Source organism: Wolbachia endosymbiont (group A) of Crataerina pallida (assembly GCF_964028475.1).
Lineage (GTDB): Bacteria > Pseudomonadota > Alphaproteobacteria > Rickettsiales > Anaplasmataceae > Wolbachia > Wolbachia pipientis.
The window spans coordinates 624,791-638,813 of sequence record NZ_OZ034785.1; the positions used below are offsets into that span (position 1 = coordinate 624,791).

The 14,023-nt window shown below is 34.0% G+C and carries 16 protein-coding genes and 1 pseudogene; 13 read left to right on the forward strand and 4 right to left on the reverse strand.

What is annotated here, in order from left to right:
- The first annotated feature begins 1 nt into the window (after position 1).
- The 13 genes and pseudogenes from ABWU55_RS02950 (at position 2) to ABWU55_RS03015 (ending at position 9,873) form a co-directional block, all read left to right on the forward strand.
- Positions 2-196 (forward strand): hypothetical protein, encoded by a 195-nt coding sequence (locus tag ABWU55_RS02950; RefSeq protein WP_015589010.1) that lies wholly within the window; start codon positions 2-4, stop codon positions 194-196.
- Positions 193-1,609: pseudogene (locus ABWU55_RS07835) on the forward strand (hypothetical protein). The gene ABWU55_RS02950 and the pseudogene ABWU55_RS07835 overlap by 4 nt, the downstream one beginning before the upstream one ends.
- On the forward strand, positions 1,590-2,180 hold the full coding sequence (locus tag ABWU55_RS02965) for a hypothetical protein (protein ID WP_410530059.1): 591 nt from the start codon (positions 1,590-1,592) through the stop codon (positions 2,178-2,180). The pseudogene ABWU55_RS07835 and the gene ABWU55_RS02965 overlap by 20 nt, the downstream one beginning before the upstream one ends.
- The gene (locus tag ABWU55_RS02970; RefSeq protein ID WP_353286559.1) at positions 2,173-3,354 is read left to right on the forward strand and encodes a phage tail sheath subtilisin-like domain-containing protein; all 1,182 of its coding nucleotides are present in this window, start codon (positions 2,173-2,175) and stop codon (positions 3,352-3,354) included. Before ABWU55_RS02965 ends, ABWU55_RS02970 begins: the two co-directional genes overlap by 8 nt.
- Before the next feature lie 15 nt (positions 3,355-3,369).
- Positions 3,370-3,876 carry a phage major tail tube protein gene (locus ABWU55_RS02975; protein ID WP_264724064.1) on the forward strand — a complete coding sequence of 169 codons (507 nt, stop codon included), beginning with the start codon at positions 3,370-3,372 and terminating at the stop codon, positions 3,874-3,876.
- A gap of 37 nt (positions 3,877-3,913) precedes the next feature.
- The gene (locus ABWU55_RS02980; RefSeq protein WP_264724065.1) at positions 3,914-4,168 is read left to right on the forward strand and encodes a phage tail assembly protein; all 255 of its coding nucleotides are present in this window, start codon (positions 3,914-3,916) and stop codon (positions 4,166-4,168) included.
- A gap of 115 nt (positions 4,169-4,283) precedes the next feature.
- On the forward strand, positions 4,284-6,572 hold the full coding sequence (locus ABWU55_RS02985) for a phage tail tape measure protein (RefSeq protein WP_341819761.1): 2,289 nt from the start codon (positions 4,284-4,286) through the stop codon (positions 6,570-6,572).
- On the forward strand, positions 6,572-6,928 hold the full coding sequence (locus ABWU55_RS02990; protein ID WP_341819762.1) for a phage tail protein: 357 nt from the start codon (positions 6,572-6,574) through the stop codon (positions 6,926-6,928). The genes ABWU55_RS02985 and ABWU55_RS02990 overlap by 1 nt, the downstream gene beginning before the upstream one ends.
- Positions 6,925-7,134, forward strand: coding sequence for a tail protein X (locus ABWU55_RS02995; RefSeq protein WP_341819763.1), 210 nt, complete (start codon positions 6,925-6,927; stop codon positions 7,132-7,134). The genes ABWU55_RS02990 and ABWU55_RS02995 overlap by 4 nt, the downstream gene beginning before the upstream one ends.
- On the forward strand, positions 7,135-8,070 hold the full coding sequence (locus ABWU55_RS03000; protein ID WP_353286508.1) for a contractile injection system protein, VgrG/Pvc8 family: 936 nt from the start codon (positions 7,135-7,137) through the stop codon (positions 8,068-8,070). It abuts the gene before it with no gap.
- Positions 8,071-8,128: 58 nt separating this feature from the next.
- On the forward strand, positions 8,129-8,647 hold the full coding sequence (locus tag ABWU55_RS03005) for an ankyrin repeat domain-containing protein (protein ID WP_353286509.1): 519 nt from the start codon (positions 8,129-8,131) through the stop codon (positions 8,645-8,647).
- 47 nt (positions 8,648-8,694) lie between these two features.
- Entirely contained in the window at positions 8,695-8,922 is a 228-nt protein-coding gene (locus ABWU55_RS03010) for a hypothetical protein (RefSeq protein WP_341819766.1), read from the forward strand.
- Between the two features lie 21 nt (positions 8,923-8,943).
- Positions 8,944-9,873 carry a patatin-like phospholipase family protein gene (locus ABWU55_RS03015; RefSeq protein ID WP_341819767.1) on the forward strand — a complete coding sequence of 310 codons (930 nt, stop codon included), beginning with the start codon at positions 8,944-8,946 and terminating at the stop codon, positions 9,871-9,873.
- Positions 9,874-9,912: 39 nt separating this feature from the next.
- On the opposite strand, the gene ABWU55_RS03020 is transcribed toward ABWU55_RS03015, so the two are convergent.
- The 4 genes from ABWU55_RS03020 to ABWU55_RS03035 all read right to left on the reverse strand — a co-directional run bounded on the left by ABWU55_RS03020 (position 9,913) and on the right by ABWU55_RS03035 (position 13,830).
- Positions 9,913-10,830: a helix-turn-helix domain-containing protein gene (locus tag ABWU55_RS03020; RefSeq protein ID WP_155968714.1), complete on the reverse strand. Its 918-nt coding sequence runs from the start codon at positions 10,828-10,830 to the stop codon at positions 9,913-9,915.
- A 37-nt stretch (positions 10,831-10,867) separates the two neighbouring features.
- On the reverse strand, positions 10,868-11,788 hold the full coding sequence (locus tag ABWU55_RS03025; RefSeq protein WP_155968717.1) for a helix-turn-helix domain-containing protein: 921 nt from the start codon (positions 11,786-11,788) through the stop codon (positions 10,868-10,870).
- A 96-nt stretch (positions 11,789-11,884) separates the two neighbouring features.
- Positions 11,885-13,066 (reverse strand): hypothetical protein, encoded by a 1,182-nt coding sequence (locus tag ABWU55_RS03030; RefSeq protein WP_353286510.1) that lies wholly within the window; start codon positions 13,064-13,066, stop codon positions 11,885-11,887.
- A 107-nt stretch (positions 13,067-13,173) separates the two neighbouring features.
- Complete coding sequence (locus ABWU55_RS03035) at positions 13,174-13,830, reverse strand: RadC family protein (protein WP_155968723.1); 657 nt, start codon at positions 13,828-13,830, stop codon at positions 13,174-13,176.
- Positions 13,831-14,023: the final 193 nt, after the last annotated feature.

Below are 14,023 nucleotides of genomic sequence, written 5' to 3' on the forward strand. Positions count from 1 at the left end.
AATGTCAGATGATAAAACAAGTAGAGGATACTCTTTGCCTCATCCAGAAAACATTGCTGTGCAAGATGTTGTTCGTATCCGTACCACAATTAAGAAAATAGATGAAGATATTACCGAAAGAGAAGATGAGCATAATCAACTTAAGAGTAATTTTGAGCGGTTTAATTTTGAGACTTTTTTAAATTTTTGGAAATGAAAGAAGCAATATACCAAAGGATAAAGGATTTAGCAGCAAACAGCACACCTGATCAACTGGCATATCTTGCAAAATCGCTGGAATTGATAGCAGATAAAAAAGCTATTGCTGACATTGTGCAGATGACTGAGGTAAAAGAGATAATTGATGCACTACAAAAGAGGCTTAAGGATTTAGCAGAAAACAGTACACCAGATCAATTAGCATATCTTGCTAAAGCATTGGAATCAATAGTCGACAAAAGTGCAGTTTCTGAAATTGTACAGATGACTGATGGTAAGCTAAAAGAACTTCTTGATAGTGCAAAAAAACACTTAACTGATCTGGATAATAAAAAAGCTAGTTCTTTAGCAGTGATCTCTGAATCAGAGAAGCAGTTATTAAAGAGAATTGATGAAAAAGGAACAACAAATTTATCGCTACTTGATACGAGAAAGAATGCCAATATTGCAGCAATAAATAGCATTAGTAATAGTCATAAAGATGGTCTTAAAGGTTTAGTAGAAGATTTTCGTGCTGTTACCACTGGCTCATCAATTATTGGGGAAATAGAAACTCGAATTAAAAACATCCCTGATAAATGAGGTAAAAACTCGGGATGAACAGTTAAAAGTGTCTCTTATAAATGAAATAAGAAAGCGCAACATGGTTGAACCAGGGTCATTACCTTTCTTATTTGGTGTACTTGGCAGAAAAAATAATTATTTTGGCCACGGAACTTTTACAACAGAGCTTGGAAAGTGGAGTAGTGATATAACAAAAACCGACTATATGTTACAACTACTAGCAGGTAGCCATACGTACAATACAGATTACGTTAGTTTTTATCGGCCAAGACAACTAAGTTTTATAGAGGGAAGTAAAGGAACATTTATTTACGGAGAGTCATGCACAAAAAGTTTTTCGGGTAGTTATGATGAGATATACTATTACCCGTATGCTGCACTTGGAGTAGTATTTGTAAAAAATACAACCAATGTGAACATAAATAAGACAATGGAATTTGTTGGATCATCGTATTCGAGTACGGAGTATGGGGGAGCAGGATTATTTGTGGGAACTCCTGATAATACTAATTCTAATAAATCAAGTATTTCAAAAATAGTATGGAAAAATGTTTACCAATACACGAGTTCTGATAGCAAGTTAGCCGGATCTGGTAATGTGGAGATTCCAGCAGGAAAAACAGTTGCAATATTACTTTACACATCATCTTATCTGTATTCCAGAACACAAGTTAGTCAAGGTATGCTTGCATCAAATTATGTACACAACTATGGTCAATTTATTCAGTGGGGGATTTATAACATACGTAGCAATTTTCTCACCACAGGGCTTGAGGTAGATGTGGAAAGGACGCTCAGGGGTTGGCAATGTCCAGGGTTAGAACGAACTGATCAAATATGGCAATGAGGAGGAATTTGCGACTATTTATATACGTTTTGAAAACCACAAGCAGATTGAAACAACAACACTTGAAAACAAGCCAACTGGAAATGATTGGTATGAAGCACCAAAGAATTTTGACTGGCAAAAAAGTTATTGTTTAACAGAAGGAGAGAAAATTGTTGAAAGGAATAAGGAAGATATTGAGCTGGAATTATTGGAAAATGCGAAACTTTCTGCACTTGATAGTGTGCGTTTTTATTTTAATAACTATACTAACGAATACGCTGGAAATTCTCACCAAAAAGCTAAATCGTATCAAATACAAGAAAAAGCCGCAAAAAGCATTCTAGCAGCACCAGAGTCTATAAGTAAAAAGGATACAGAAATTATAGAACCATTAGCAAAAGTCCGTGGTATTACAGTTATTGAAATGGCAAGAATAATTGAAGAAAAAGCAAAAAAAGCAGTAAAAGAAATAATTAAATGTGAAGAGTTGGAAGACATTACCAAGAAGAAAATTGCAGAAGCTAAAAGTGAAGTAGAGCTACAGACTTTGCTCGATGATTTCAGGAAAAAAATACAAAGAAATGGCTGAAGAATTTTTACATGGCGTAAATGTTATTGAGGTAACCTCAGGAGCAAAGACAGTACGTACAGCTAAATCATCAGTGATAGGTGTAATTGGTACTGCACCTGAAGCAGAAGTGGAAAGATTTCCACTGAATAAACCAATGTTAATTGCAGGAAGCTTAAAGGAAGCAGCAAAGCTTGGAAAGAGTGGCAATTTACCTTCTGCAGTAAATGGAATATTTTCCCAAATTGGTGCAACAGTAGTAGTTATTCGAGTTGAAGAAAGTGAGAACAGCGATCCAAAATTAAAAAAAGAAGAAACGCTGAGAAATGTAATTGGAGGAGTTGATAAAGAAACCGGAGAATATCAGGGAATTGAGGCATTCTTAAGCAGTGAAAGCATAGTTCATGTTGCCCCAAGAATATTAATTGCACCTCAGTTTACTCACCAATTACCAGAAGATGGCAAAAATCCAGTAGTTGCAGCATTAATTCCTATAGCAGAAAAGCTGAGAAGCATAATAGTAGCAGATGGACCAAATACTAATGATGAAGAATCAATAAAATGGAGAAAAAGTGTAGGCAGCTCAAGAGTTTACGTAGTTGATCCATGGGTTAAGGTACTTATTGAAGGAAAAGAAGAAATCTTGCCAGCAAGCCCATTTGTAGCTGGTTTAATAGCAAAAGTAGATAGCGAACAAGGATTTTGGCATTCACCTTCAAATAAAAAGATAAACGGTATTGTTGGAACAAGCAGGCCTATTGATTTTACGCTCGGTAATACAAATTGTAGAGCAAACCACTTGAATGAAAATGAAGTAACAACGATAATTCATCAAAATGGCTACAGGCTTTGGGGAAATAGAACATGTTCAAATGACTCAAAATGGGCTTTTTTGTCAGTGAGAAGGACTGCAGATTTAATCAATGATAGTTTACTTAGAGCTCACCTCTGGGCAGTTGATCGCAATATTACCAAAACTTATATAGATGATGTGATTGAGGGGGTGAATTCATACCTATCAAGTTTAAAAGCACAAGGAGCGATTATTAGCGGAAAATGTTATGCAACTCCAGAACTCAATACGCCTGCGAATATTGCAAGCGGGAAAGTGTATTTTGACTTTGAGTTTACACCACCATATCCAGCAGAACAGATTACTTTCAGGTCACATCTTGTGAGTGGTACAATATTATAAAAATGGGAGAAAGAGATGTTACCGAAGATTTTAAAGAATTTTAATGTATTCGTAGATGGTCGTGGTTATGCAGGAAAAATAGATGAGATAACCTTACCGAAGCTTACCATAAAAACAGAAGAGTACAGAGCTGGTGGTATGGATATTCCAATAAATATTGATATGGGCATGGAGAAGCTTGAAGCAGATTTCACTTTTTCTGAATACGATACAGAGCTGTTTAGGCTATTTGGTCTAATAAATGGGAATTCAGTTTCTTTGACGCTCCGTGGTGGAATGCAAGGTAGTGGTAGCAATGATATTGAAGGAGTAATAATCAATTTAAGAGGCATTTTTAAAGAGTTTGACTTTGGTAGCTGGAAACCTGCTGAAAAAGCAACGCTCAAATGCACTGTAGCTGTCCATTACTATAAACTTACTATAGGTGGTAATGAATTAATAGAAATCGATGCTGAAAATATGATTAGAAAGATAAATGGTGTTGATCAAATGGCACTACTTCAGATGGTTTTAGGCATATAAAAAACATATTTGAAATTTTATTTTTAAGGAGGCGATAATGCACACTATAACACTTAATAACCCAATAACAATTGACGGGATTTCTGTCTCAGAATTATCGATGCGTGAACCTAAAGTAAGAGATTTACTTGCTATAGAACGCATAGAAGGCGAAGCTTTAAAAGAAGTAGCTTTAATTGCTAATCTAGCATCCGTACCAAAAGAAGTAGTTGAAGATTTATGTATTAAAGATTATGTAGAAATACAGAAGGTGCTAAAAGATTTTTTGTCGCCGCTGGAACAGAGGAGTTAAGATTCAATATTTTAAAACTTAGCTCAACAACAGGAAGTGGAATTGAGCAAATTATTAATATGAGTATAAAAGAGTTTCTAAAGTGGTTAGAAGTAAGTGAAGGAGTAACAAAAAAATGTCAATGCTTTCAATAAAAATAGGTGCGACGTTAGATGGTAGTTTTAACAATGCAATGACAGGTAGTGCAGCAAAGCTTTCTAAGTTGGGCGATAGTATAAAGCAGCTTGATTCGTCAATGAAATCTGTTTCCAAATTTAAGCAACTAAATCATGATGCCCTTGAAGCTATGAAGAATTGGAAGGAAGCGGAGAAGAAAGCAAAAGAATCAGCCGCAGCAATTGCTAAAGAGAAGAAGGAAAAAAAAGAGCCAAGCAAAGCACTGAGAAATGAATTCGAAAAATTGAAAGTATCGGCATCAAAGGCAAAAGAGGCTTATATTAAAAAGAGAGATGCACTTCACACATTAAATGAAGAAATCAGGAAAAGTGGAAAGGATATTAAATCTTTAGTGAGGGATCAAACTAAACTTGGTTCATCTATTGAAGTACTTAAAGGAAAATACAGTAAATTAGGATCTGTAATACAAAAACAGCAAAATGCTTTGGCAAAAAAAGCGCATTATAGATCACAAGTAATGGAGACTATAGGACTAGGTCTTTCACTTGCAGCACCAATTAAAGTTGCGATTGACTTTGAATCTGCCATGGCTGATGTTAAGAAAGTTGTAAAGTTTCAGTATGATGAAGAAATGAACGAATTCAGTGAGAATATAAAAAAATTATCCCGTGAAATACCGCTATCAGCTGCAGAGTTAGCACAAATAGCTGCAAGTGGTGGACAACTTGGTATTGACAAAAATAAGCTACTTGGATTTACCACAACAGTAGCTAAAATGGCCACAGCATTTGACATGTCTGCCGAACAAGCTGGTGATTCCATAGCTAAACTTTCTAACGTTTATGGAATTGATGTTAGTGAAATGGAACATGTTGGTAATGTGATCAACCACTTGTCAGATAACAGTGCTGCAAAAGCAAAAGATATGGTTGAAGCTCTAGCAATAGTTGGTGGTACTGCAAAACAATTTGGTCTTGATATCAAGGAAACAAGTAGTTTAGTAAATGCCTTCGTTAGTTTAGGTAAACAACCAGCAAAAGCTGCAACTGCTATAAATGCTCTACTTAGCAAACTTCAAACTGCTGAAGGACAAGGCAAAGAATTTAAAGCAGCATTGGAATCCATAGGCATAACTGCAGAAGAGATGTCACAAAAAATCGCTCAAAATGGTCAAGAAGCATTACTCTACTTTTTTAAAACTTTAGAGAAAGTAGATAAACAAGAACGTTCACAAATCCTTCTCAATCTCTTTGGTCAAGAATATCAAGATGATATTGCATTGATAGTTGGAAGCCTAAAAAAATATGAAGATGCCATAGCTTTTGTAGCTGACAAAGAAAAGTATAAACATTCCATGCAAGAAGAATTTGACAATCGCGCAAGGACTACAGCAAATAATTTGCAGCTACTCAAAAATACAATAGCAGAACTAGGAATGAACTTAGGGTCAGTTATGCTACCTCCTTTAAATTGGATAAGTAAGATTTTGAGGTCTATATCTACAGGTATAGCTTGGTTCGCAGAGAAGTGTCCAATTTTAACTACAGGAGTTATGAGCATAATTTCAGCTCTTATTATTGGTAAGATTGCAGTGGTAGGTTTTGGTTATGCATTTGCATTGGCTGGAGGTGGAATATTAACTTTTAAGGCTATTTTGCAGGGAACACTTTTGCCAGTATTAACTTCATTATCAGCTCGAGTAATTCCAGCAGTAATCATGGGACTGAAAACTTTAACGCTAGCTGTGGCTACCAATCCTATAGGAGCTGCTGTTGCTGGACTATCAGCTGGTGCAGCGCTTGTAATCGCTAATTGGCAAAAGGTAAAGGACTTTTTCTCAAGTATCTGGAAATCAATTGCAAAACCTATAGAAAATTGGATTGGTTTGGGAAAATTGTTTAATGATAGTCCAATAAAAGCATTAGAGAAACCAGTAAAAGCAAAAATAGGCGGTACAACTAAGATAATCAGTAAAAATAATGTTTTTAGTAAAGAAAATCCTTTACTGCACAATAATGCTTTTAGTGGAATTTCGAATAGTAGAACGAATATGATTGAAAGTGCTAGTGTAATTACAGAAAAAAGTTCAGTAGCAGATAATTCAGAGAAAGTTTTAAAAGACTGTGAAAAGTGTGAACAAAAAATTTTCAATCAAACTTTTACATTTAATATAAGTATAAAAGCAGAACCTAACCAAGATGTACGTAGTCTTGCCGATGCAGTGATAAAAAGAATAAGAGAAAAATCTCGTGACGTTCTGTTTGATTCAATAGAGCCGATTTACTAATGCTATCACTTGGTCAACATAAGCTTTCTCCAACAAGTGTAAGGTATAGTAAAGAAAATCGTTGGAGTACTATTGAGTGTATTGGTAAAACACCTTCATTACAAAATATTGGCCAAGGTACAGAAAATATAGACTTAGAAGGAGTAATTTATTTCCATAATCTTAATGATTTAAATCGATTAAAAAGTATGAAAGAAGCTGAGAAAAATCAGGAACCAAGTATCTTAGTAGACAGTTTAGGAAATGTTTTGGGAAGATTTGTTATTGTGCGGTTAGAAGAAAAGCAAACGTCGTATTTTCCCTGTGGATTACCAAAAAAGGTTGAATTTAGCTTAAGTTTAAGGAGTTATGTATGACAGTACATTATATAACCCGAGAAAAAGAAATGTTAGATTACATATGTTTTAAACACTATGGACATAGCTCTGGAACAGTAGAGGAACTATTGCTTGAAAATCCAGGCCTTGCAGAATATGGAAGTTTTTTGCCTGCAGGATTAAAGATCAGGTTACCTATAATACAAAAGCAATTAAAAAAATCGAAGTTAAAAGTATGGGAGTAAATGAAACCTGAATTCAGCATTGAAGGAATAAAAGATCATGTAATATCGGTACATCTTACTGATGAATCTGGTACCATAGACGATGTTGCAGAGATATGTGTTAACTATGACAATGAAAATGTAGAAGTTCCAAATGAATTGAACATATCATTAGGTTATAAGGAAACGGGAATCTTTCCAATGGGTATATATACAGTCAACGAAGTGACTATACAGGGTCCACCTAAAACTCTACTAATAAAAGCTCATGCAACAAATTTAAGAATATCTTTAAAAGCAAAGGTATCAAAAGAATGGCATCAAATTACCATAGAAAACTTAGTGAAAGAAATAGCTCAAAAACATGGATATGGATATAAAGTTGCTGAAGAATTTAAGGATATATTGATACCCCACATTAACCAAATAGATGAAAGTGATATCAGTTTGTTAACTAAAATAGCAGTAGAACGCGAAGCAATGGCAAAATTAGCTGGTGGGTACATATTATTTATTTCAAAAAATATGGCAAAATCAGCCACAGGAAAAGCTTTAGGAACAACTACTATTAGACCTCAAGACACAATTAATTGGAGAGTGCATTTTACCGTACGTGATAAATACAATTCAGTAGTAGCAAAATGGCATAGCTATGAAAAGGGCGAAACTATTAAAGAAACAGTTGGTAGCAGTGAGCCAAGTTATATTATGCTGGAACTTTACTCAAATGCAGAGTCAGCACTAAGTGCAGCAAATGCCAAATTAAAACAATTGAAGCGTAACAATGAAACTTTAGATATAACTATGCCTGGTAATCCGGAGTTATTTGCAGAAGCTAAACTTAGTCTTATAGGTTTTAATCAAGCGGTAGATGGTGAATGGATAATTAATAGAGCGGAGCATACTTTAAATAGCTCAGGTTATCTTACTATATTATCAGCATCTTTAAGTAAATGAAAACGATGTTAAGGAAAAATAAGTATATAGTCTGTTCAATGTAAAGAAACTACTGAATATGAGTCAACTAAAATATAATGAAAAGGAAAAAATACATTTTGTATGGTTTATAATATTAATGGTATGTGTTGTTATTACATATTGCTATCAAAAATCCAAAGCTACAGATAATTATAACAAAACATTACGAGCGGCTACTAGTAATTGTAACTTAGAAATAGTAAAACTTTTAGTAAAGGATATGGCGCAAAACTTGAGTGAAACAGCGTTACATTATGCGGCAAGAAAAGGATGTTTAGATATTATCAAATTTCTAATATTAGAAGAGAAAGTAAATATAAATGTAATCGACAGAAATGCCTTTAAAAGGACAGCTTTACATCATGCTGCAGGTGAAGGGCATTTAGGGATTGTAAGATTCTTATTAGAAAAAGGTGCGAATCCTAACATAAAAGATAACGACGGAAAAGGAGCTAGAAAAATGGCTGTAATGGCATCGCAACACGATAAAAATAAACCTTACAGAGAAATTATTAAGCTACTTGCAAATGCAGAGGAACAGCATAAATCAAAATAGTAGTTACCAAATTAGCTATCCATAATAAATTCACATTTTAAATCATTATGCAAAATCAAAAAATCCCAATTACGGTAATTATCACCATATTAATCCAAACCGTAGCATTGATATGGTGGTTATCCAAGTTAGACTCAAGAGTGCAACTTCACGATAAGCTCATGGAATATGGTTTAATGGAAAAAGTGTTAGTACTTGAGGAAAGGGTAAAAAATCTTTCTGAAGAATTAGATGAGTTTAAATTGCAGGTTTTAAACGGAAAAATTAAATCTTAATATCTTTACCTAAATTTACAATTGATTAAATATATTTTATCCGTTGATGGAGGTGGAATTAGAGGCATCATACCAGCCATTATTCTCGCAGAAATAGAAAAAAGAACAAGAAAGAGGGTAGCTGAAATCTTTGATCTTATGGCAGGTACTTCAACCGGTGGAATTGTTGTAGTTGGATTATGTAAAAAAGATAAACAAGGAAGCCCTCAATATTCAGCCAATGATTTGGTTGAGTTCTATCGGGAATATGGACCATATATTTTCAAGTCTTCGTTTTTTAGACAATCAATACTATCTTGGTTTAACTGTGCACAATATCCACACAAAAACATCGAATCGATATTAGAAAAATATTTTGGTGATGATACTCTACAAAACACTTTAAATAATGTACTGCTTACCAGTTACGATATTCAGAATAACTGCCCATTTTTCTTTAAAAGCTGGAAAGAGGATAGAAATTTTATTAAATTAAGGGATGTGTTAAGAGCTGCAACGGCTGCACCTACTTATTTTATACCAAAACATCTAAAAATTGACCAGATAAACAGAGTATTAGTGGATGGCGGGGTGTTTGCCAATAATCCAGCGGCTTGTGCATATGCAAGTGGTAAGAGGTTATTTCCAAATGATGATATTCTACTGTTATCGATAGGTACTGGCAGAACAGATAGAAGCATAGCCAATTCAAAGAGATTCGGAAAAATAGGATGGATAAAACCCTTGTTAAATGTGATGTTTGCCTCTGGACTGGACTGCGTAAATTATCAGATGAATCAAGTAATAGGCAATAGATACGTAAGAATACAATCGCAATTGAAGCTAGCGTCGGCTGACATGGATAACATTACATCAAAAAATATCAAATCTCTTCAGCAAGAGGCAAAGGCAATGATAGAGGACAATCAGGAACTGATAGAGAAATTCTGTATAGAAATATTAAATATATAACTATTTTTACTTATATCTTAATATATTATTTAACACAATTCAATTTTCACACTCATCAGCAGTTAGGCCACTTGCTCGCAAAATAACATCAGTAGAAACACCCGCCCTAACTAGATTTTTTGCAACCTTGATTTTCTCTGTTTTTTTAACTTTTTCTTTGCTACTTTTCATACCTTCAGTTAGAGATTTGACTAGTGATTCTTGATTTTCATCTTCTCTGATTAAACTCAGTAGCTTATTTTCTTCTTTATTATCCTCATTTGTTTTAGGCAGCAGAACTTTAATATTCACTGATAATCCTCCTGCTATTTCATATAATTTGTCAAATGATATGGCGGTGTATCCTATTTCATACTCGTGTATTTCCTTGAGTGTTACACCAACTTTATCTGCCAAATCTTTTTGAGTATATCTTCTTATTAGCCTCCACTCTCTTATTCTTTGCCCTATTCTGTAGTATATAGAATCAGTGCAGATTTCTCTCTCTTTATTATCATACTCGTAAATAGATAAGCTGGTTGCTTGGGAAACTATGTCAACTGAAACTCCTTCTTTTACTAGATTTTTTGCTACCTCTAATCTTGCCTCTTCTTGATTAATTTTTTCGCTAATATGAACAAACCTGACTAATGAAGGTACTATTTTGCCTAACTTTTGATTCTCGTATATTTTTGTTAGATAGAGTATTTCCTCATCTTCATCTTTATATTCTCTTACTACTACTGATTCAGGTAGTAGATCTGTAACACTAGCTGATAATGCTTTTGCTATTATATATAATACTTCAATTGGAATAGAAATATACCCATTTTCATAGCTGTTTACTTCTTTGTATGTTAAACCTATTTGGCTTGCTAATCCTGTTTGAGTATGCCCTCGCATTAACCTACAATTTTCTATTTTTCGCCCCATTCCATAACTAACATTGCTTGCAGAAACAAACACATATACCTCCATTTAAGAAAAAACTTTATTGCTATAATTTTTTTACGAGCTATCCATCTAAAACTACATCAACAGGTAAACCTACCGCTTGCAAAATAATATCAATAGAAATTCCCCCTTTTACTAAATCCCTTCCAACTTTAATCCTTTCTACCTCTCTCACTTTCTCATCACAAATTTGTATGCTTTCAAACAGAGATTTTATTAATGCATTACGTAATTCTTGGCTCTCAATTTCTTTGTATTCTTTAATCAAATCAGGTAGCTCATTTTCTACTTTACTACCTTCATCTATTAGTAGATCCGTAATATTAATCGATAATTTTTCTGTCATTTCATATAATTTATCAAGTGGAACAGAAGTCCTTCCTTGCTCATAGTTGCTTATTTCGTGACGGGTTGTATTCATTTTCTCTGCTAAATCTTTTTGAGTATACTCTCTCACTAGCCTCCATTCTTTTATCTTCTTTCCTATTTGGTAGTAGATAGAACCAACCTTTTCTTCAATACATTCATCAGCAGAGAGACCAATTGTTTTCGCAACAATATCAACAGAAACCCCTGCTTTAATCAAGCCCTTTGCAATTTTTACTTTCTCTGCTTTCCTACTACTTTTTTCACTAACTTGGACAAATTTGGTGAATAAACAAAACATTTTACGTAGCTCTTTATCGTTAATCTTTTTATATTTTCTTACCAGATTGAGTATCTCTTCTTCTTCATTTTCAAGGCAAATTTTCTCACTTGATACAGGAATTAGATCCACAATACTTACTGACAATGCTTCCGCTATAGCGTACAACCTTTCAATTGAAATTCTACGATTCCCTTTTTCATATTGTAGTATCACCCAGTACTTTACACCAATTTTCCTCGCTAAATCCTTCTGAGTATGACCTCTCTCTAACCTCCAATTTTTCACTTTTTCCCCTACTTCACAATCTAGACTTTTTTCCACGAAAACAACCATGCGTATAATATTTTCTACTATAGCTCAATTTTGTTAAGGCTCCAGATATAATGGTAAGAAAAAACCTCTGGAACCTTAAAGTTGACTGTAGACACATTAAAGTTTTCTAAAAGTTTCTTTACTACCTTCACGTATCCTATTTACCCACGGAGACAATACTTCATCATTACTAATCTCTTTTATAGCATACTTTTCACTCCATATGCCACATCTAGTGAAACTACCTCTCTCTATTGCTTCTTTAAGTTTTACTCCCCCGAAAAGGCAATTTTTTCCAATTTCTTCTCCTCTTTCTTGTAATTTAGACCATATTTCCTTATTTTCTACTCTTACTTGTACTTGATCATATTTTTTTACATCGTGGTACAATATAATATTTAGCTTACCAATGCTTGTAGGAAATTCTAACATGACAGAGCTGCCATCTGAAATATCGGTATAGTTTCTTATACCTCCCTTCTCACTTTTAACCTCAACTGCATCATTGCCAATTTTTAAAATATTACTTCCTAACTCTCTCAGTATTTTGGCAACCTCTACTTTACTGTCCTCAGAAAATTCTATATATAATGTTGCATTGTCTATCTCGATATCTATTAATTCTCCTTCTTGCACAGCACTTTCGCCAGCCTTCTCTAGTTCTTCTAGTCTCTTATCTATCTGTAGCTGAACTTCTGGTTGTAACTCATTATAGATTTCACCTATCAGTTTATTCTGCAATAAAGTATTATGAAACTCTGCACCACTTAGCATTAGCTTCCGCATTATCTTTTTTCGATCACTTTTTTCTAACTTATGAAAATGTGTACCCAATACTACATACTCTGCAATGCTCCATTCCCCATCGTTATATGCATTTATTCTTGCTCCAGAGGCTAGTACTTGGTCTATAGTTTTGTGCAATTCATTTACGTTTTTTGCCTCTACCACTTCACTTTTAAACCAGCTCAACTTTTCGCTTTCGCTTATACTTGGCTTTATTTTTTGCAAAGCTGAAGCAAATGGATTTTTATCTTCTTGATCATTTAAAGGTTTTGTACCATATATGTAGTCGAGCCCTTTTCCGTAGTTGATTTGAACGTCTCTATCAGGGGAGGGCACTTCTCCAAGCTTTTTAGCCTTATTAATTTTGCTCACAAAGGTAGGCTGCTGGCTAGTACGACCAATACCTCTAATAGAATTTGATATTTCACCCTTCGATAATCTATCAAGATCAATGTTTAACTCGTAAGTACCTCCTTCTTGATCATCAAAAGGTACAATTATTTTATTACCCATATTATCCTCACTATTAAAAATACTTTTTAAGCGTACAATAAACTTTATTATTATACATTTTATTACTCATTATAAATTATAGTGAGTAGATTTGCAAATACTTTCTGCTATAACAATCCGTTTTCTCGAAAGCTGAAATAGCCTCCACTTGTGATGATAATATGGTCAAACAATTTTACGCTTACAGTACTACATGCTGCTGCTAAGCTCTTCGTTACTTCTTGATCTTCTTCTGAAGGCTCTAAACTTCCCCCAGGGTGGTTGTGTGACATTATTATTAATGTTGCATTTTTTATTAATGCTTTTCTTATAATCTCCTTTATATATACTGGTGCTTTTTCCATTTCACCAATATAGGATTCTTCTCCAATTAATTGGCGTCTTTTATTCAAGTACAGTATTTTTACACATTCCCTTTCTGAGTGGCCTATACTTACGTTTAAGTACTCTACTAGCCCTTGTAAGTCCATTATTGGCTCACTCTTGAGCTTTTCTCTCAGTACCCTTTCTAGTGTTTCCTTAACGCACATAATCATTGCTACTGCAGAGTCAGTTACTCCTTCTATAACTTTCAGGTCATCCATTTCTCTACCTAAAATCCTTCCTACTCCCGTATAGGTATTCACCAGATTTTTAGCAATTTCTTGAGCTTGTGGCCTTTCATGTACTGCACTTAGAAACGTTTCCATTATTTCACGATCAAGTAGTGCTTTACCTTTGCTTTCTAATATTCTGAATTCTATTTCTTCTTTACTTTTATTCATATAATTTACCTTTCACTAACAACAAATTGTTTTTAATTATTTACTGCTGTTTTTTTATCAGCATTGGCATGAAGCCATAGCTTCCGAGTGAAGTCAAATCAATTTCTCAATCTTTTTTATTTATTTTTTTATGAATAAATTAATATATTAATAGATACTGATTTCCTTAAGCGATGTCGTTGTAGATTCGTGT